The following is a 17,074-nucleotide window of genomic DNA, read 5'->3' on the forward strand; positions in this document are numbered from 1 at the left end:
GTAGACACCACTATGAATCTGTCCCGAAAACTGCTGGTCGGCGCTGCGCTGGCAAGTCTGTTGCTAGGCGGTTGCACCTCGAAAGTGACTGAGAAGGAACAGTACTCAGGCTTCCTGTCCAACTACAACAACCTGCAGGAAGTCGAAACGCCGAGCGGCGGCACCGCGATGCGCTGGGTCAGCCCTTCGTGGAACCCGAATGCGTATGACACTGTGGTGTTCAACAAGCTGGAGCTGTACCCGGCGCCCAAACCCGATGAGCGGGTCAACCAGCAGACGCTGACCGACATTCAGAACTACATGACCAACAAGGCCAAGGCCACGCTGGGTCAGCGGTACCGTGTAGTGTCGAACTCCTCAGCGGCTCCGGCGGGTTCCCGTCCCCTGATCATGCGCGCGGCGATTACCGGGGTGAACGCCGAGAACGAAGGCATGAAGTGGTATGAAGTGGTCCCCATCGCGGCCGTCGTCGGGGCAACCCAGGCAGCCACCGGTCACCGTGACCAGGACACCACCTTGTTCATCGAAGCCGAGTTCATCGACGCCAAGAGCAATCAGACCGTGGCCAAAGTGGTGCGCAAGGTGTTTGGCACTACCCTGGAAAATGAAAGCCAGAAGATTACCGCCAAGGACTTCAAGGCGGCGATCGACAAACTGGGTACCGACTTCCAGGCGTTCCTCAAGTAAGAACAGGTTGCTCGCGTAGGAGCTGCCGCAGGCTGCGATCCGTTGATCTTCAGGTTATTGAAACCCTAAGAAGATCGCAGCCTTCAGCAGCGCCTTTCGGCACAGGTCACTTCTTCATCCCCACCCGCCGCCGCATGTCGGCAGTGATCGCCTGCCGGGTCTTGCGCATGTCCGCCCAGGGCTCATCACCAACTTCAGCCAGGCGTTCAAGCGCGTTGTGCAGGTTCCACTGATTGCCGCCCTTGAGTTCGGCAACCTCTTGGCGAAAGATCGGCATCGACACCGGCAGGCCCTCACGGGTACGGACGGCGTAGGCACAGATGGTGGTCGCGCCCAGGCCATTGCGCAGGTAATCGATGAAGATCCGCCCGACCCGGTTCTTCGGTCCCGATACTGCCGAAAAACGCTCGGGCAGCAGCCTGGCCATGTGACTGACAATGGCATGGCTGAAGTCCTTGACCTCATCCCAGCCGAGCTTGCGGGTCAGCGGCACCACCACATGGATGCCCTTGCCGCCGCTGGTTTTCAGAAAGGCATTGAGCCCCAGCTCATCCAGCACCGACAGCGTCAACTCAGTGGCCTCGATCATGCGTTTCCATGGCAGCGCCGGGTCCGGGTCAAGGTCGAGGATAAAACGGTCCGGCTTGTCGAAGTTGACCGACGTGGCGTTCCAGGTGTGCAACTCCACGGTACTCATCTGCACCGCGCCAATCAGCGCCTCGGCATTGTTGATCAGCATCATCGGCTGGCCGGTGAGCTGCTTGTCCAGCGTGACGATGCCGGGGATCGCCAGGTGCTCGGCATTCTTCTGGAAAAACAGCTCGCCGGCGATACCGTCCGGTGCGCGCACCAGCGCCACCGGGCGATCCTTGAGTTCGGGCAGGATCCACTCGGCGACACTCGCGTAGTACTGCGCCAGTTGCAGTTTGGTGGTGCCGCTGCCGGGGTCGATCACCCGGTCCGGGTGAGTGATGCGCACCTGCCCCGCTTCCAGGCCGATTTGCGAGGGTGCGGGGGCGGGCTTCTTTTGTGTGGTCGCGGTTTTTTTCGCAGTGGAGGTTTTCACGGTGTTCGCGCGCTCCTCGGTGATGTCGTGTGCCGGTTTGTCATTGCGCAGGCCATGGAAAACAGCATGGCGCACTGAGCCGTCCCGGGTCATTTCAGCGAAGGCCACTTGCGCCAGCAACTTGGGTTTGAGCCAGTGCACATCCCTGGCCTCGGCACCGTCGGGTGGATTGACCACCGGCGGTTTTTTCACCTGCAACGGCTTGAGCTGCTCATGGAGGCTGCGCAGCGTCGCCTCGTTGAACCCGGTGCCGACTTTGCCGGCATAGCGCAACTCGCCACTGTCGCGGTCATGCAGCCCCAGCAGCAGCGCGCCGAAGGCATGGCGCGAGCCTTTCGGCTCGGTGAATCCGACGACTACGAACTCCTGCCGATGCTGGCATTTGAGCTTGATCCAGTCGCTGCTGCGCCGGGAGACATAGGGCGACCCAAGACGCTTGCCGATCAAGCCCTCCATGCGCATCCGGCAGGCGCTGTCGAGCAAGGCGTGCGGCTCCTCGCCAAACGACTCGGAGAAGCGCAGCAGCGGCTGGTCATTGGTCTTGAGCACAGTTGCCAGCGCAGCCCGACGCTCTTCGACCGGCACTTCGCGCAAGTCCACGCCATTGAGGTACGGCAGGTCGAACAGGTAGTAGAAAATGCCGTCGCTGCGCTGCGCCTCGAAGGCGTTTTGCAGCGCCTGAAAGTCCGGCACACCCTGGTCGTCGGCCACCACCATTTCACCATCGAGCCACGCCGATTCCAGGCCAAGCGCGACCAGGGCCTGGACCTGTTCTGGCAGTTTGTGGGTCCAGTCGTGGCCATTGCGGGTGATCAGCCTGACGTCGCCATGGTCGATGCGAGCCATGATCCGGTAGCCGTCGAACTTGATTTCGTAGCTCCAGGAGCCGTCCGGGACCCTGTCCACCAGCGTCGCCAATTCCGGCTTGAGCAGGTCCGGCAACCTGGCTTTGCGGGCACCGGTCAGTGGCGATGGTTTTTCCTTGTCTGAGCGCTTGGCGGCTGGCTCGCCAGTCGTCGAAAGATCGCGCCTGTCATCGAGGTTGCGGGGCATGGCTCACCTGCTTCGCGCCAGGACGTCGGATGCAAACGTCTCTTAACAAAGCAGAGCCGGCGAGCGGCGCAATAATTCAATCGGCGTTGAAAAGCCCCGGACGGACGGGCTTGTGGCGCGGGGTGCGGCCGGTGTTTCAGCAGGTTGACCGCGTTATCGTTCTTCGCGAGCAAGCCCGCTCCCACAGGGATTTTCAGCGCACGCAGAATCTGCGTTCGGCGCGGATCAACCTGTGGGAGCGAGCTTGCTCGCGATGGCGGTGGGTCAGGCGCCAAGGATGTTGACTGTGACGACCGCTTCGCGAGCAAGCTCGCTCCCACAATGACTTTCTGCGCACACAACCTCTGCGTTCGGCGCGGATCAACCTGTGGGAGCGAGCTTGCTCGCGAAGCTTTAGGCAGTCCCCTTGGCCTGCTGCTCCAGACGCAATTGCAACTCTGGCTCGATCTGCAATGCCGCGGCCAGTTCATCCAGATAGTTGCGCTCGGCGTCCTGCTGGTCGTCCACCAGCATCACGCTGGCCAGGTACATCTCCGAGGCCATGCCGGGGTCGGTGGCCGACTGCGCCACTTCATTGGGGTTCAGCGGCTTGGCGACTTCATCGTCCAGCCATTGCTGCAATTGCGGATCGTCGGTGTGACGACCGATTTCAGTGCTGATCATCTGCTTTTCGGATTCATCGATCCGGCCATCGGCCTTGGCCGCGGCAATCAATGCCCGCAGGATCGCATGGCTGTGTTCCTCGGCTTCCGGGCCGGCCAGCAAGTCCACGGTGCGCGGCGCCTCCTGCGGTGCCGACGCCTGGCTGCGTTGCCAGGCCTGGTACGCCTGGAACGCCATCATGCCGAGGGACGCCAGCGCCGCATAATTAGTGCCGCCACCGGAGCGGCTTTGGGGTGCACCGCCCACCGGCGAACCGCCGCCCAGCAAACCACCGAGCAAACCGCCCAACCCTGCGCCACCGCCACCCGCACCAGCGCCACCGCCCAGCAACCCTCCGAGCAATCCACCCAGGTCGCCGAGCCCGCCCTGGGGCGACGCGCCACTGCCCCTCTGTTGCGCCATCGAGCCCTGGCCGGCGCGCAATAACTGTTCGAGCAGATCACTGGTGTTCATGACGCTTGTCCTCTTGGGAAGGGTTCTGTCCAGTCAGGCAACGATAGACCTCGCAGACGAATGTGCCAGCGCCGTTGGGCCGACGCGCCCGCATCAATGCGGATTGTCCGGGGTATTTTTTTTAGCACGGCTAAGATTCATAGATGGTGAACCTTATCCGCGGATACCCGGTCGATACCTGCAACCCGACCCGGTTGCCACCGCCCCCCTTGCGCGGGGCGTCAACTGGCTTGCTTCATTCACTGGAGAACGCCCCTGTGATTTCAACCCTGTACATCGCCAGACTCAAAGCATGGGGCGCCCATGGTTTTACGGCCACCGGCGTGGTTACCGCTTTCCTCGCCACGCTGTCCCTGCTGGATAACCAGCCGACCCATTGCCTGCTGTGGCTGGGTGTCGCCCTGATCGTCGACGGACTGGACGGCGCACTGGCGCGCAAGGTCAACGTGCAGTCGGTGTTGCCGAGCTTCGATGGCTCGATCCTCGACCTGGTAATCGATTACCTGACGTATGTGTTTATCCCGGCGCTGTTCATCTATCGCTACATCCCGTTGCCGGACTACACCCTGCTGCTGAGCGTGTCGCTGATTCTGGTGTCGTCGCTGTTCTGCTTCTGCAACGTCAACATGAAGAGCAAGGACAACTATTTCCAGGGCTTCCCCGCCGCCTGGAACGTGGTTGCCCTGTGCCTGTACATCATTGCCCCGTCGCCGTGGATCACCTTCGTGACCATCATTGGCCTGGCCCTGCTGACCGTGACCCGGATGAAATTCCTGCACCCGTTCCGCGTGCGCCGGTTCATGCCGATCAACATTGCGGTGACGGCCATCTGGTTGCTGTGCAGCTTGTCGCTGGTGCTCAACCATCCAGTGATCAACCCGATGGTGATGGGGCTGTGGCTGCTGATGTCAGCGTATTTCCTCGGGATCTGCTTCTGGCGCACGGCGCTGGAGTGGTTCGACGAATCGCGGCTCAAGTAGCCATGGCGGTCCATATCGTTCAACTGGGTTCGCCGCGTCGCCCCGACGAAGGCTTGCGCCTGGGCACGGTACGCCGCCCTCCCCGTGGCGTACCGAAAGCCGAATTCGCCAGCCGGGATTTCTATGATGTCTGGCAGCCCTTGCTGTCACCCAGCGCGGAGCTGGTGGCCGAGGCCAAGGCTGCACAGGATGCCAAGGCCTGGGAGGTGTTCCGGCGCAAGTTCAAGGCCGAGATGAACCAGCCCGCCGCCAGCCAGATGCTGGACCTGCTGGCCGCGCTGTCTCACAGCACGTCCCTGGCCGTGGGCTGTTATTGCGAGGATGAAGCGCATTGTCATCGGTCGGTGTTGCGCGAGTTGCTGCAGGCGCGGGGGGCAGAAGTGATTTAAATGCCAAGACCACCACACAATCCCTGTGGGAGCGAGCTTGCTCGCGATGGCGGTCTTCCAGTCGCAGATGCTCTGACTGATACACCGCCATCGCGATCAGCCCCAAACAAAAACAGCACCTTTCGGTGCCGTTTTTGCGTCTTTTGCTTCAATGACAACCTGGAGATTCGCCCATCGCGTTATCTGAGTTCGAGTAGCACGTAGGTAATGGCCATCCAAATCAGGGTAGCGATCGTCATCACCACGTTGATCATCAGAAGACGCTTCAGCCGAGGTGGGAAGTTTTCGATATCGCCTGGGTCCACATCACCGAGGCGTATATATGCCCTCGGTCGCACTACCATCCCGGCAATTTTAGTAATCAGTACAAATCCCCCAAACCAGCCCTGCCCGCGCCATCCAGGGCCCCAAATGAAAATGTAGCGACTGTTTTTCAAGGCCTCCATCATGGCGTCCAGATGGCGGCGGCTCAGGTATAAGCAGTAAGCGATGTTCACAGCGCCCAGCATAATTGGACCGCCAGCAACAATAATTGCAATCCACGGATTCCAAGTACCGATGCTGGTCATGGCTGTGTTACTTCAAATATTTTCTCACCTATGAACTCGCCCCCCATGCTACCTGCTTCTGTCCCCACCCATGCGCTAATCCCTACCAAGGCCCCACCGCAGATAACACCACCTATTACCGTCGTAACTCCAAGTGCAAGGCAAATAGTGCCACTAATCAAAGGAGCTCCTGCTCCACCCGCTATCCCACCAATGGTCGACCCAACAAATTTCCCTCCTTCAGTAAATTTGACCTTCTCACAAGCGGTTCCAGAGTCACCAACATAAACTTCTTGAATAGCCAGCAACGACGAAACTCCACCAATACCAATCCCTATGTACCCCCCCGCCTGCATGTACTTCGCGGCCCGACTGGTCGCATCCACATGGGTCGCATAACCCGGTATCTGCCCTGGCGCACCGGCTTTGTCCCAGTGGTGCACCATACTGCGGCTGAAGATGCCGAGTATCGTTTTTAGCTTGGGGGGATCGCCCATAAACCTACTCAAATTTCATCAGCACATATCCTGCTAATGCCCAAGTTGCGCTACCAAAAAGCATCACCGCGTCGATTTGCAGAAGTCGTTTGAGATGAGGAGGGAAGTTTGCGACATCGATAGGGTCCACATCTCCAATGCGGATATACGCCCTCGGCCACATCATCATGCCGGCAATCTTGCTAATCAATATGAAGCCCCCAAACCAACCCTGATTCCGCAGGCCCGGCCCCCAAATGTAGATGTAGCGACTGTTCTGCAAGGCCTCCAACATGGAATCCAGATGATGACGGCTCAGATACAGAGTAAATGCAATACTTACACAGCCCAGCAAGATTGGGCCGGCCAGAAGCCAGAAAGCAAACCAAGACGACCAAAAATCCTCACCCATCATGGCTGTGTTTTTTCGTACAAGATCTCACCAACTTTCTCACCGCCTTCACCTAAGCCAGTCGTACCCATCCATGCGCCAATCCCTATCACGGTCGCAACGCAGGCAACCGCACCAACTCCTGTAACCCCAAGCGCCAGGCAGATTGGACCGCTGGCAGATTGGGCTATCCTTGCACCCAGAGCGCCACCAACGGTGGATCCGACAAACTTTCCTGCTTCTGTAAATCGGACCCTCTCGCAAGCCGCTCCAGCGTCACCAACACAAACCTCCTGAACAGCCAGCAACGAAGAAACCCCACCAATCCCAATCCCGATGTACCCGCCCGCCTGCATGTACTTCGCGGCCCGACTGGTCGCATCCACATGGGTCGCATAACCCGGTATCTGCCCCGGCGCACCGGCTTTGTTCCAGTGATGCACCAGACTTCGACTGGAAATGCCGAGGGCCGTCTTCAGTTTGGGGTGATCACCCAAGGTCGTCTGGCCACGCAGGCGAGTGGAGTTCAGCAGGTGGGCATCCAGTTGCGCGAGCAGGCGCTGGCGTTCGGTGAAAAACTGCGGCGATTTGAGATGGCCGTGCTGACGATAGCTGTCCTGATGCAGGCGTTCCATGGCTTGAAGGGTGTCGCGCAGTCGGCTCAGGTGTTTTTCCATCACCACCGCGCTCACGCCCAGCCAGGTCGAGGTCTGGCCGGTAAAACTGGCGATTTCCGCCGCGTGGCGGTACATGAAATCGGCCTCATCTGGCGTCAGGGGGTCGAGTGCAGACTTGACCTGTTGCGCGGCCTGCATCAGCTGCGCTTCCTGATAGGTGCAGGAGGTGTTGTTCGGGTCGCTCAGTACGATCAGCGAACCGGCCTTGATATCGCCTCGCTCAGGATTGAGCGCTCGAAACTTGCGCATCACGGCGGCATCGGGCGTGGCGAAAAGCGTGGCCTCCAAGGCTTCGCGGGTCATGCTTTTGGGCACCACATAGAAACCCGGTTCTTGAGGTTCTGCGCGGGCGAATATGGCAGACGCTGGAGGGTTAGAAGGGGCGATACCGGACTGACGCGGGGCTGCCGGTTGACTGGTTGCAGCACTGGCAGCGGGTTGCACAACACTCCTGCCCGTTCGCGGTGCGGAGTTAGCGCTGCGATAGGTGGCCGTAAACACCGAGGGGATCAATCGGGCTTTGCAGGGACAACCGCTATGGCTGTCCAGCGTGCCCGCCACGGCTTTGCCATGACTGATCATGTACGAAATGCCACCCACGATCTTGTAAGTTTTGCCGTCCTTGCCACAGGTGACCCGATCGCCTTCGCGGGCATGGGCGATGCCGTACATCATGACTCCGGTATGACCATCCAGGACCTTGCCGCCACAGGTGGTCTTGTCATGCAGGCCGATGAAATGTCCTTCGTTCATTGATGTTCTTCCTCCTTGATGGAAGGCAGAAAGTCCTCGACCATCGGCACCCCTTCACGCCCCACTATCAAAAAACCGCCTTGCAAGGTGTTGATGATCTCGTCGCCATTGCAAAGACGGCTGCCGACCAGCGCCACATGGCTATTTTCTTGTCCCGCGCCCGTCACGATCTGCGCCGTAGATCCATCTGCGTACACGACGTAATCGCCCTTCTGTGCCGCGCGGACTTCCTGGCCGCTCTCCAATGTGAATACCAAGGGAGCAGTTCCCTGCTGGATCACCCCGCCATCGCGGGTCAGACTGCCCTCCGTTGCGATTCGGTAAATGGAGTGAGCGGGATGAGCGTCCACGTACGCCTGCCCCTGGCGAACAACCGCCAGAGACTCTTCGCAAAACTGCGCAAGTCGTTCTTCAGTGAAGTGGGGGGCATCAAGACTGCAGAGAAACTCAGCGGTGACTTCGTTGGAATATGAGGGGTTCAGGGATGCATTCATTTAAACGTCCTTATTGTCATCGATTTGAGTTGCGTTCCCTCTCGTTTCCGCAGAAACGCTGAGCAGAGAGAATATTGGGCGACGACAAATAAGACGGTGGAACACATGCTGTAAGCAATCCAATGGCGTAGCCAACTGAACGAATAGGAATTTTCGCAATAACCAACAACCCATTTCCTACAGCGATAGTTCCAAAAGTTAATTTTTTTGCGAAGTGGAAGCCCACTCAAAGAAATTTAAACGCACACGTTTAATCGCTTGGAAAATTACTTCTTGAAAGCTACACCACCTTGCGCCGTTGCCTACCGGTGCGACAGAATCCGCCGGCTTGTGCGTCGTGGGCTTGGGTTCTATCGTTTGCCGGTCATTGAAAAATCAGTGATCGGGCTTGGTAGGCCCGTAGCATCGACGCATAGCGTCACCTTTACTGCCCAGTGTCTGGGCGGTGTTTTTATGGTGACCATGCGCAGGGCTCCTTCGGGGGCGCCGGTTCCGATGCCCGGTCTACCAACCTTCGTATGGTCGCCACCCTTCGTTTGGTAGCGAGGCGGTGATGGCTCCTTTTAAATAGCGTCGGAGTTCCATCCATGTTCAAGGTCACACCCAATCCGCCGGAGACCGATCCTCCATCCCCGTACGAAAACGCCGATTCAAAAAAACCTCACGAAGACGCCGAACAAACCATCGACTATCACCTGAAGCCAGACGTCCCCATCATGGAGACTCCGCGCTCAGTCGGCACGATGTTCTTCGTCAACCCAGAGCTCAATACAGAAACCCTGCTGGCCCATGCATGCAAATCGCTGGCGTCGGCCAATGTCATGACCATGGATTTGGCGGATCATATGGAAGGTCCCCGGCGCAACGCCCTACTCGGCATTGCGCAAGTCATCATGCTGGGCGAGCTGGCGGTGAACCGCGCGCTGGACCAACTTGACCCACCTGAGTAACCGCCGCTGCCTTTGGCCGACTCGCTTGATCTGATTTTCCGATCTCCGTTTACAGGAACAGGCACGAACAAAAACGGCACCTTAGGGCGCCGTTTTTTGCGTGTAGGAGCGAGCTTGCTCGCGATGGACTCGAAAACACCGCGCGCATCCAGAAATCACGCGTAATCGTTATCGACCATCGCGAGCAAGCTCGCTCCTACAGGGGGGGTTATGCGTGACCCTTCACCGCCGCGTGATCACCACCTCCAGGTACTCACTCGGCACCACCAGCGACTTGTCGCCCGCCCGGTTCATCCGGTTGATCAGCTCGGTCAGGTCCGCTTCCAGGGCCTTGGCGCCATCCGCCGGTAGTGCGGCGAAGGCTTTGTGCACCGGTCCGTACCACTGGCGGAAGGTGTCGATGAAATGCGCCGCCGAGCGATAGCGGAAATTGAACGTGCGGCGCGTCACCTGCAGCAGGAAGTCCCGCTCGTCGAAGTGCTCGTGCAGCCAGGCTTCGGTACCCCAGCGCGAGGGTGGATTCGCTCCCGGCGGCGGTGGCAGGTGCTGGCCCAGGGTCTTGAACATCTGGCCGACGAAACCTTCCGGTGTCCAGTTGGCCAGGCCGATCCGCCCGCCCGGGCGGCAAACTCGCGCCAGCTCCGCGGCGGCCTTGGGCTGGTCCGGCGTGAACATCACACCGAAAGTGGAAAGCACAGCGTCGAAGCTGGCGTCGGCAAAGGGCAAGGCTTCGGCATCGGCGACCTGGAAAGAGACGTTCAGGCGTTCTGCCCGGGCCCGCTCTTCGCCGCGTTCGAGCAAGGCGGCGACATAGTCGGTGGACGTCACCTTGCAGCCTCGGCGCGCGGCCGCGAGGGTCGCGTTGCCGTTGCCGGCGGCGACGTCGAGCACGCGCTCATCGCACAACAGGTCGCAGGCTTCGGCCAGTTGCTCGCCGACGATTTGCAGGGTGGTGCCGATCACGGCGTAGTCGCCGCTGGCCCAGGAGGCCATTTGACGGTTTTTCAAGGCAGTCAGATCAATGGGTGTACTCATGGAGGCAGTCTCTGGGTTGAAACACGAATCGGGCCTGATCGCGGTTACTCCGCTGTCGTCGGGTCGATGATGTTCATGACCTGGGAAATGCGGTTGGCGGGAAAACCACTGATCCTGGCATGCTCCTGGATCTGCGCCTCGTTCGGCGAGATGTACACGCAGTAGAGCTTGTCACCGGTGACATAGCTCTGCAGCCACTGCACCTCCGGCAACTCACGCAAAGCCTGGCAGGACTTTAGCGAAGCGGCTTTCAAATCCCTTTCCGACAGAGCTCCGGCGCCCTGGATCTCACGTTCAATGACGAACTTAGGCATGGCAACCTCTCTTTATTGTTCTGGATGGCAGGGCGCATTCACCCTGTGATCCAACTATCGTCCTGACGGGCGCTGGCGTCCTGCCCGATCGTCGCCCAAGCCTGCCCGATCGTCCGGAGATTCCACACGGCGCACCGACGCGTTCACAATCAGGAATCCTGTCACGGGGAAATCCCTATGGACGCTCTGTCACAGACCCTGCGGGTGGTGCACCTGGTCGGCGCGATTTTCATCAACGCACGGTTCACCGCGCCCTGGTGCTACCAGTCGCCCAGCGCCGACACGGCCGCGCCGTTCCTGGAGCCCGATGCGGAACGGGTGGTGATCTTTCACCTGATCACCGATGGCGAGTGCTACGTCGAACTGGGCGATGACCCGCCGCTGCTGCTGAGCGCCGGCGACGTGGTGATTTTCCCTCAGGGCGACGCCCATCGCATGTGCTCCCGACCGGGATTGCCCCCGGCCACGGGTGCGCGACTGGATGCGGTGCTGGCGCGCCGGCCCCGCCAACTGAGCTATGGCGGTGGTGGCGCGGTCACCCGCCTGGTGTGTGGCTACCTGGCGTGCGACACGCGCCTGGCGGGCATGTTGCTCAAGGGCTTGCCACCCGTGGTGCGGGTCAACGTGCGCGGTTCGAGTGCCGGTATCTGGCTGGAATCCTCCGTGCGCTACGCCCTCGCCGAAGCCCGCTCGCCCCGCCCCGGCGGCGAAGGGGTCCTGGCCAAACTCGCCGAAGTGCTGTTCATCGAAGTGCTGCGCCTGTACATGAACGAACAGGACGAAGGTCGCACCGGCTGGCTGGCCGGAGTACGCGACCGCATCGTCGGCGCGGCCCTCAACGCCTTGCACAAAAAGCCCTGCCACGCCTGGACGCTGGACGAACTGGCGCGCACCGCCAGCACTTCAAGATCGGTGTTGGCCGAGCGCTTCCAGCAACTGGTGGGGGTGTCGCCGATGCAGTACCTGACGCAATGGCGGATGTTGCTCGCCGCCAACCTGTTGCGCAGCAGCAACAACTCATTGACGCGCATCGCCGAGGAAGTGGGCTACCAGACCGATACCGCCTTCAGCCGCGCCTTTCGTCGCGAGTACGGTGCACCGCCGGCGGCGTGGCGGCGTGGTCAGGCGGCCTCGAATCACTTGAGCGGTCGCTGAACCGGCAGGGGCGACAGCACCGCCCGGGCCCGCTACTCTCGCTCCCGGCAACTGAACTCGGAAAGGACTCATCACATGACACCCCGCCTGGACTGGCTTGCTCGACATATGCAGTACAGCAACACATTCGCTTCGTGGATCCACCGGCAGTTCCACTACGAATACGCCGGACAGCCCCTGCCCGACTGGCAACGGGAATTCGCCGAAGGCCAGGACAATGGCGACTGGAAGTGCCTGATCGCCCTAGACCACAACGAACTGTTGGGCGGTGCAGCGCTGGCCAGGGCCGACCTGGCCCATCGCCCGGATCTGGGGCCTTGGCTCGCTTGTGTGTTCATCACTCCCGAGGCACGCGGCAAGGGCTTGGCGGAGCGTTTGATCGAAGGGATTTGCGCGCAAGCCAAAGCCAACGGCGAGAAGAGGATCTACCTGCACACCCAGGACCAGAGCGCTTATTACGCCAGGCGCGGCTGGGTTGTACTGGAGCGTTTTCAGGCATGGGAAAAAGATCAATGGCTCATGGCGCGGGACCTGTGAGCCATTGATCAAGCCGGTTACGCCGCTGGCGCGCTGGCCTTGGCCTCCTCCAGCAACTGCTGGATCACTTTCTCCTGCGTGTCGTAGCTGCCTTCACCGAAGTGGGTGTAACGCACCTGCCCCTTGGCATCGATGATGTAGTGCGCCGGCCAGTACTGGTTGTCGAAGTTGCGCCAGATCGCGTAATTGTTGTCGATCGCCACCGGGTAGGTGATGCCGTATTCCTTCACCTTGTCCCTGACGTTGTCGATGATGCGTTCAAAGCCGTATTCAGGCGTGTGCACGCCGATCACCACCAGTCCGTCCTTTTCATACTTCTTCGCCCAGTCCTTCACGTACGGCAGGGTGTGCTTGCAGTTGATGCAGTCGAAGGTCCAGAAGTCCACCAGCACCACCTTGCCTTTGAGGGCTGCGTTGGTCAGTGCCGGTGAGTTGATCCAGTCCACCGCGCCGGACAACGACGGCATCGCGCCCTGGGCGTTGCCCATGGTGCTGTCGGCCTTGACCTTGCTGACCAGGTAATCGACGACTTTCGGCACGGTCTCCAGCACGTTTTTCTCGACACGGCTGACACCTTGCGATGAGGTGTTGGCCAGCAACAGGTCATTGGCCCCCGTTGCGATCACCGCCGCACCGGTCAGCACTGCAACCCCGGCGCCCCGGCGCAGCCAGCCAGTGACCGGAATCGACGGTTTCAAGCGATTGACCAGGCCACGCCCGGCAAAGATCAAGACGCCCAGCGACAGCGCACTGCCCGCGCCATAGGCCACCAACAACAGACTGGTACCGGCGTTCGCGCCCTGCAGCATGGCGCTGGTGAGAATCACCCCGAGGATCGGCCCGGCGCAGGGTGCCCAGAGCAGCCCGGTGGCGACACCGATCATGATCGACGCCAGCGGCCCGGACATCTTGTGCGAATCCGGGTCGATGCGATTGCCCAGCAGCACGAAGGGGCGCGCCAGCCAGTCACCGACCCGGGCGGACATCAGCGACAGGGCGAACAGCACCATGACGAACAGGGCGACGTGGCGCCCGGTGTTGCTGGCCTGTATCACCCACTCGGTGCTGACCACGGCCAGGCTGGAGACCAGGGCGAAGGTCAGGACCATGCCGCCGAGGGTCAGCAGGATCGAGACGCGTGTGCGGTCGGCCCCGGCGAACAGGAAGGGCACGACCGGCAGGATGCACGGGCTGAGGACGGTCAATATGCCGCCCAGGAAAGCGATGAGTAACATGGGATCACCTAATACAATTCAGAGGGCGACACACGATCATTGTGGGAGCGGGCTTGCTCGCGAAGAGGCCGGTACATTCAATAGAGATGTCACCTGCAAGGCCGCCTTCGCTGGCAAGCCAGCTCCCACAGTGGATTGGGGGGTTTTCAAGCTGTCTGTTCATCCAGCAACTGCCCCTGAGGCGTGCGGCTGGCACCGTTCTCGGCGAGCATCTGCCCTTGCGGCGTACGGCTGGAACCGTCCTGCGCAAGGAAGCCCTGGGTGCCCTTCTCTGCCACGGGCGTCAGCTGGAAGCAGGTGTTGCTGCCGCAGGCGCTTTGCTCGACAGAGGCGTTGGCATGGGCTGCCGCACCGGCGACGGAAAAAGCGATGGCGGTAAGAAAGCGGGATACGTTGTTCATGATGTCCTTCCTGATTCAATGGGATTAAGCGGTCGTTGATCGCAGCACTCAGTTTTCCGAGTTGCAGTGGTCGGTGAATTTGCTGTAATCCAGCACCTGGGTTTTCGACTGGGAGTCGAGGTAGGTCAGCCGTGCATTGACCACGCCGCAGGAAGGCGTAGCGTCCTCGGTCAGCGACACCACTTTGCTGATGTCAAGATGGGTGCCGTAGGTGTAGGTTTCAGGCGTGACATCGGCTTCGGCGCGGGCCGACAGGGTGCAGATGTTCAGGGCGGCAAACAGGCAAGCGGCGTAGACGGCTTTGGTGTTCATGGCGAGTTCCTCAAGGTTTCAACAGGTCGTTGGGCCGAGGCGCTCTGGTTTGCCTCGATGGAACCAATTAAAAGCCTGCGAGGTATCTCGTCTGTGTCGGGAATCGGCGTGAATCAATCGGTACGTATCAGAACCGCGTGCAGATACAGAGCAATACAAAACCCCCGGAAATCGGCTTTTTTGCCTTCGTGTGTATCCCCAGGCAGGCCGGATACACTGCAATACAAAGGGCGGCAGGCGACCCCGCCCGGGCTCGATAGACTGTGTGGCATTCCCCATTCATCAGAGGTTTGGCCCAATGGATCACGTTGATCACATCCTCATCGTTGACGATGACCGCGAAATACGCGAGCTGGTAGGCAACTACCTGAAGAAGAACGGCCTGCGCACCACCGTCGTGGCGGATGGGCGGCAGATGCGCGCGTTTCTGGAAACCACCCCGGTGGACCTGATCGTGCTGGACATCATGATGCCGGGGGACGATGGCCTGCTGCTCTGCCGCGAATTGCGCGCCGGCAAACACAAGACCACGCCGGTGCTGATGCTCACCGCGCGCAACGATGAAACCGACCGCATCCTCGGCCTGGAAATGGGCGCCGACGACTACCTGGTCAAACCCTTCGCTGCCCGTGAACTGCTGGCGCGGATCAACGCGGTGCTGCGGCGCACCCGCATGCTGCCGCCGAACCTGGTGGTGACCGAAGCCAGCCGCCTGCTGGCCTTCGGTCGTTGGCGCCTGGACACCTCGGCCCGTCACCTGCTCGATGAAGACGGCACCATGGTCGCCCTGAGCGGCGCCGAATATCGATTGCTGCGGGTGTTTCTCGACCATCCGCAACGGGTGCTCAACCGTGATCAATTGCTCAACCTGACCCAGGGCCGCGACGCCGACCTGTTCGACCGTTCCATCGATCTGCTGGTCAGTCGCCTGCGCCAGCGCCTGCTCGACGACGCCCGCGAACCGGCCTACATCAAGACCGTGCGCAGCGAAGGCTATGTGTTTTCCCTGCCGGTGGAAATCCTGGGCGATCAATCATGACGCAGGCGCTGCATTGGCCGCGGACCCTGGCCTCGCGGCTGTCGCTGATTTTCCTGATCGGCCTGATCCTCGCTCAGGCATTGTCCTTCGGTGCGCAGTACTACGAACGCTACGAATCCTCGAAAAACACCATGCTCGGCAACCTGGAAACCGATGTTTCCACCTCCGTTGCCATCCTCGACCGCTTGCCCGCCGCTGAACGAGCCGCCTGGCTCAAACAACTGGAACGGCGCAACTACAGTTACCTGCTCAACGAGGGTTCGCCGGGCACGCCCATCCGCACCGACATGCCCGATGCGCCCATTGCCATCGCCTCGATCAAGGACGCCATCGGCCGCGATTACCCGATGACCTTTACCGACATCCCCGGGCCGAAAAAACACTTCCAAGTGCACCTGAACCTGGCGGATGGCAGCCCGCTGACCATCGACCTCCGCCCGGCGATGGTGCCGCTGTCGCCCTGGCTGCCCATCGTGTTGCTCGGGCAACTGGCGCTGATGCTCGCCTGTTCCTGGCTGGCGGTCAGAATCGCCATCCGCCCCCTCACCCGCCTCGCCGAGGCCGTCGAAACCCTGGACCCCAACGCCCACCCTGTGCTCCTGGACGAAAAAGGCCCGACCGAAGTCGCCCACGCCGCCAAGGCCTTCAACGCGATGCAGGCACGCATCGCGGCGTACCTGAAAGAACGCATGCAATTGCTCGCAGCGATCTCCCACGACCTGCAAACCCCGATCACCCGCATGAAACTGCGCGCCGAGTTCATGGACGACTCCAGCGAAAAAGACAAACTGTGGAACGACCTGGGCGAGATGGAACACCTGGTACGCGAAGGCGTCGCCTATGCCCGCAGCATCCACGGCGCCACCGAAGAAAGCCGCCGCACCGACCTCGACTCGTTCCTCGACAGCCTGGTGTTCGACTACCAGGACATGGGCAAGGACGTTCAACTCACAGGCAAGAGCGCCACCGTCATCGACACCCGCCCCCACGCCCTGCGCCGGGTACTGGTCAACCTGACGGACAACGCCTTGAAATTTGCCGGCGCTGCCGAGTTGCGCGTGGAAAAACAGGCCGACGGCCAGCTGTCGATCAAGATCCTCGACCGCGGCCCGGGAATTGCCGAAGAAGAACTCAAGCACGTGATGGAACCCTTCTACCGCGTGGAAAACTCCCGCAACCGCAGCACCGGCGGCACCGGGTTGGGGTTGGCGATTGCCCAGCAACTGGCGATAGCGATTGGAGGGTCATTGACCTTGAGCAATCGTGAAGAGGGTGGGTTGTGTGCGGAGTTGAGATTGCCGGGGTAGGAAGGATTGGTTGGGAAGTAAGGATGTTGGGCCAGCTGTAGAAAATGTTCGGCTGGAAGGCCGCCTTCGCGGGCAAGCCCGCTCCCACAGTGGTTCGGCGTATGTCTGTGAGAGTCGTGTACTCAATCAACAACCCCCAAAACCCCCTCCCCATGCATC

20 protein-coding genes are annotated in these 17,074 nt (G+C 60.6%); 8 read left to right on the top strand and 12 right to left on the bottom strand.

Annotated elements, in window-relative coordinates; all coding sequences use genetic code 11:
* The first annotated feature begins 12 nt into the window (after positions 1-12).
* Positions 13-687, top strand: a complete 675-nt coding sequence (locus BSF40_RS30745) for a DUF3313 domain-containing protein (protein WP_007978067.1) — start codon at positions 13-15, stop codon at positions 685-687.
* 106 nt (positions 688-793) lie between these two features.
* Here BSF40_RS30745 and ligD read toward each other — a convergent pair whose 3' ends face one another.
* Together ligD and BSF40_RS30755 are read right to left on the bottom strand one after the other, a co-directional pair.
* The gene (ligD, locus tag BSF40_RS30750; RefSeq protein ID WP_095968194.1) at positions 794-2,806 is read right to left on the bottom strand and encodes a DNA ligase D; all 2,013 of its coding nucleotides are present in this window, start codon (positions 2,804-2,806) and stop codon (positions 794-796) included.
* A gap of 393 nt (positions 2,807-3,199) precedes the next feature.
* Positions 3,200-3,922 (bottom strand): tellurite resistance TerB family protein, encoded by a 723-nt coding sequence (locus tag BSF40_RS30755; RefSeq protein ID WP_095968195.1) that lies wholly within the window; start codon positions 3,920-3,922, stop codon positions 3,200-3,202.
* Positions 3,923-4,179: 257 nt separating this feature from the next.
* On the opposite strand from BSF40_RS30755, the gene pcsA reads away from it, so the two are divergent.
* Together pcsA and BSF40_RS30765 are read left to right on the top strand one after the other, a co-directional pair.
* The gene (gene pcsA / locus BSF40_RS30760) at positions 4,180-4,902 is read left to right on the top strand and encodes a phosphatidylcholine synthase (protein ID WP_095968196.1); all 723 of its coding nucleotides are present in this window, start codon (positions 4,180-4,182) and stop codon (positions 4,900-4,902) included.
* A 2-nt stretch (positions 4,903-4,904) separates the two neighbouring features.
* Complete coding sequence (locus tag BSF40_RS30765; RefSeq protein ID WP_095968197.1) at positions 4,905-5,291, top strand: DUF488 domain-containing protein; 387 nt, start codon at positions 4,905-4,907, stop codon at positions 5,289-5,291.
* A gap of 179 nt (positions 5,292-5,470) precedes the next feature.
* Here BSF40_RS30765 and BSF40_RS30770 read toward each other — a convergent pair whose 3' ends face one another.
* Genes BSF40_RS30770 through BSF40_RS30790 form a run of 5 tightly spaced genes read right to left on the bottom strand, consistent with a single transcriptional unit; the run spans position 5,471 to position 8,630 of the window.
* Entirely contained in the window at positions 5,471-5,860 is a 390-nt protein-coding gene (locus BSF40_RS30770; RefSeq protein WP_015094574.1) for a hypothetical protein, read from the bottom strand.
* Positions 5,857-6,336 (bottom strand): hypothetical protein, encoded by a 480-nt coding sequence (locus BSF40_RS30775; protein WP_256585788.1) that lies wholly within the window; start codon positions 6,334-6,336, stop codon positions 5,857-5,859. Before BSF40_RS30775 ends, BSF40_RS30770 begins: the two co-directional genes overlap by 4 nt.
* Positions 6,337-6,340: 4 nt before the next feature.
* The gene (locus BSF40_RS30780) at positions 6,341-6,730 is read right to left on the bottom strand and encodes a hypothetical protein (protein ID WP_095968198.1); all 390 of its coding nucleotides are present in this window, start codon (positions 6,728-6,730) and stop codon (positions 6,341-6,343) included.
* On the bottom strand, positions 6,727-8,136 hold the full coding sequence (locus tag BSF40_RS30785; protein WP_095968199.1) for a PAAR domain-containing protein: 1,410 nt from the start codon (positions 8,134-8,136) through the stop codon (positions 6,727-6,729). The genes BSF40_RS30780 and BSF40_RS30785 overlap by 4 nt, the downstream gene beginning before the upstream one ends.
* Entirely contained in the window at positions 8,133-8,630 is a 498-nt protein-coding gene (locus BSF40_RS30790; protein WP_095968200.1) for a hypothetical protein, read from the bottom strand. The genes BSF40_RS30785 and BSF40_RS30790 overlap by 4 nt, the downstream gene beginning before the upstream one ends.
* A gap of 587 nt (positions 8,631-9,217) precedes the next feature.
* On the opposite strand from BSF40_RS30790, the gene BSF40_RS30795 reads away from it, so the two are divergent.
* Entirely contained in the window at positions 9,218-9,580 is a 363-nt protein-coding gene (locus tag BSF40_RS30795) for a DUF6124 family protein (RefSeq protein WP_095968201.1), read from the top strand.
* Positions 9,581-9,802: 222 nt separating this feature from the next.
* Here the strand turns inward: BSF40_RS30795 and BSF40_RS30800 are convergent, their stop codons facing one another.
* Together BSF40_RS30800 and BSF40_RS30805 are read right to left on the bottom strand one after the other, a co-directional pair.
* A complete protein-coding gene (locus BSF40_RS30800; RefSeq protein WP_095968202.1) occupies positions 9,803-10,615 on the bottom strand; it encodes a class I SAM-dependent methyltransferase in 813 nt (270 codons plus the stop codon).
* Between the two features lie 44 nt (positions 10,616-10,659).
* A complete protein-coding gene (locus BSF40_RS30805) occupies positions 10,660-10,929 on the bottom strand; it encodes a DUF4242 domain-containing protein (RefSeq protein WP_095968203.1) in 270 nt (89 codons plus the stop codon).
* A gap of 177 nt (positions 10,930-11,106) precedes the next feature.
* On the opposite strand from BSF40_RS30805, the gene BSF40_RS30810 reads away from it, so the two are divergent.
* Together BSF40_RS30810 and BSF40_RS30815 are read left to right on the top strand one after the other, a co-directional pair.
* Positions 11,107-12,084: an AraC family transcriptional regulator gene (locus tag BSF40_RS30810; protein ID WP_095968204.1), complete on the top strand. Its 978-nt coding sequence runs from the start codon at positions 11,107-11,109 to the stop codon at positions 12,082-12,084.
* Positions 12,085-12,159: 75 nt separating this feature from the next.
* Entirely contained in the window at positions 12,160-12,621 is a 462-nt protein-coding gene (locus tag BSF40_RS30815; RefSeq protein ID WP_095968205.1) for a GNAT family N-acetyltransferase, read from the top strand.
* Between the two features lie 17 nt (positions 12,622-12,638).
* Here the strand turns inward: BSF40_RS30815 and BSF40_RS30820 are convergent, their stop codons facing one another.
* From BSF40_RS30820 to BSF40_RS30830, 3 genes are all read right to left on the bottom strand, one after another.
* Positions 12,639-13,856 (bottom strand): cytochrome c biogenesis protein DipZ, encoded by a 1,218-nt coding sequence (locus tag BSF40_RS30820; protein ID WP_095968206.1) that lies wholly within the window; start codon positions 13,854-13,856, stop codon positions 12,639-12,641.
* Between the two features lie 146 nt (positions 13,857-14,002).
* The gene (locus tag BSF40_RS30825; RefSeq protein ID WP_095968207.1) at positions 14,003-14,257 is read right to left on the bottom strand and encodes a hypothetical protein; all 255 of its coding nucleotides are present in this window, start codon (positions 14,255-14,257) and stop codon (positions 14,003-14,005) included.
* Between the two features lie 48 nt (positions 14,258-14,305).
* Positions 14,306-14,569, bottom strand: coding sequence for a DUF2790 domain-containing protein (locus tag BSF40_RS30830; protein ID WP_095968208.1), 264 nt, complete (start codon positions 14,567-14,569; stop codon positions 14,306-14,308).
* A 298-nt stretch (positions 14,570-14,867) separates the two neighbouring features.
* Here BSF40_RS30830 and BSF40_RS30835 point away from each other — a divergent pair, with 298 nt between their 5' ends.
* Together BSF40_RS30835 and BSF40_RS30840 are read left to right on the top strand one after the other, a co-directional pair.
* Positions 14,868-15,608 (top strand): response regulator, encoded by a 741-nt coding sequence (locus BSF40_RS30835; protein WP_007978356.1) that lies wholly within the window; start codon positions 14,868-14,870, stop codon positions 15,606-15,608.
* Positions 15,605-16,915 carry an ATP-binding protein gene (locus tag BSF40_RS30840; RefSeq protein WP_095968209.1) on the top strand — a complete coding sequence of 437 codons (1,311 nt, stop codon included), beginning with the start codon at positions 15,605-15,607 and terminating at the stop codon, positions 16,913-16,915. Before BSF40_RS30835 ends, BSF40_RS30840 begins: the two co-directional genes overlap by 4 nt.
* The last annotated feature ends 159 nt before the right edge of the window (positions 16,916-17,074 follow it).

The sequence above is a fragment of the Pseudomonas sp. ACN5 genome, from assembly GCF_002303975.1.
GTDB classification, from domain to species: Bacteria; Pseudomonadota; Gammaproteobacteria; order Pseudomonadales; family Pseudomonadaceae; genus Aquipseudomonas; species Aquipseudomonas laurylsulfatiphila.

Coding starts and splice junctions, on each gene's coding strand:
- BSF40_RS30775 (WP_256585788.1), bottom strand. CDS start 6,336: ATGGGCGATCCCCCCAAGCTAAAAACGATACTCGGCATCTTCAGCCGC.
- BSF40_RS30830 (WP_095968208.1), bottom strand. CDS start 14,569: ATGAACACCAAAGCCGTCTACGCCGCTTGCCTGTTTGCCGCCCTGAAC.
- BSF40_RS30800 (WP_095968202.1), bottom strand. CDS start 10,615: ATGAGTACACCCATTGATCTGACTGCCTTGAAAAACCGTCAAATGGCC.
- BSF40_RS30820 (WP_095968206.1), bottom strand. CDS start 13,856: ATGTTACTCATCGCTTTCCTGGGCGGCATATTGACCGTCCTCAGCCCG.
- BSF40_RS30840 (WP_095968209.1), top strand. CDS start 15,605: ATGACGCAGGCGCTGCATTGGCCGCGGACCCTGGCCTCGCGGCTGTCG.
- BSF40_RS30785 (WP_095968199.1), bottom strand. CDS start 8,136: ATGAACGAAGGACATTTCATCGGCCTGCATGACAAGACCACCTGTGGC.
- BSF40_RS30810 (WP_095968204.1), top strand. CDS start 11,107: ATGGACGCTCTGTCACAGACCCTGCGGGTGGTGCACCTGGTCGGCGCG.
- BSF40_RS30780 (WP_095968198.1), bottom strand. CDS start 6,730: ATGATGGGTGAGGATTTTTGGTCGTCTTGGTTTGCTTTCTGGCTTCTG.
- BSF40_RS30770 (WP_015094574.1), bottom strand. CDS start 5,860: ATGACCAGCATCGGTACTTGGAATCCGTGGATTGCAATTATTGTTGCT.
- BSF40_RS30835 (WP_007978356.1), top strand. CDS start 14,868: ATGGATCACGTTGATCACATCCTCATCGTTGACGATGACCGCGAAATA.
- BSF40_RS30815 (WP_095968205.1), top strand. CDS start 12,160: ATGACACCCCGCCTGGACTGGCTTGCTCGACATATGCAGTACAGCAAC.
- BSF40_RS30790 (WP_095968200.1), bottom strand. CDS start 8,630: ATGAATGCATCCCTGAACCCCTCATATTCCAACGAAGTCACCGCTGAG.
- BSF40_RS30765 (WP_095968197.1), top strand. CDS start 4,905: ATGGCGGTCCATATCGTTCAACTGGGTTCGCCGCGTCGCCCCGACGAA.
- ligD (WP_095968194.1), bottom strand. CDS start 2,806: ATGCCCCGCAACCTCGATGACAGGCGCGATCTTTCGACGACTGGCGAG.
- BSF40_RS30755 (WP_095968195.1), bottom strand. CDS start 3,922: ATGAACACCAGTGATCTGCTCGAACAGTTATTGCGCGCCGGCCAGGGC.
- BSF40_RS30745 (WP_007978067.1), top strand. CDS start 13: ATGAATCTGTCCCGAAAACTGCTGGTCGGCGCTGCGCTGGCAAGTCTG.
- BSF40_RS30825 (WP_095968207.1), bottom strand. CDS start 14,257: ATGAACAACGTATCCCGCTTTCTTACCGCCATCGCTTTTTCCGTCGCC.
- BSF40_RS30805 (WP_095968203.1), bottom strand. CDS start 10,929: ATGCCTAAGTTCGTCATTGAACGTGAGATCCAGGGCGCCGGAGCTCTG.
- BSF40_RS30795 (WP_095968201.1), top strand. CDS start 9,218: ATGTTCAAGGTCACACCCAATCCGCCGGAGACCGATCCTCCATCCCCG.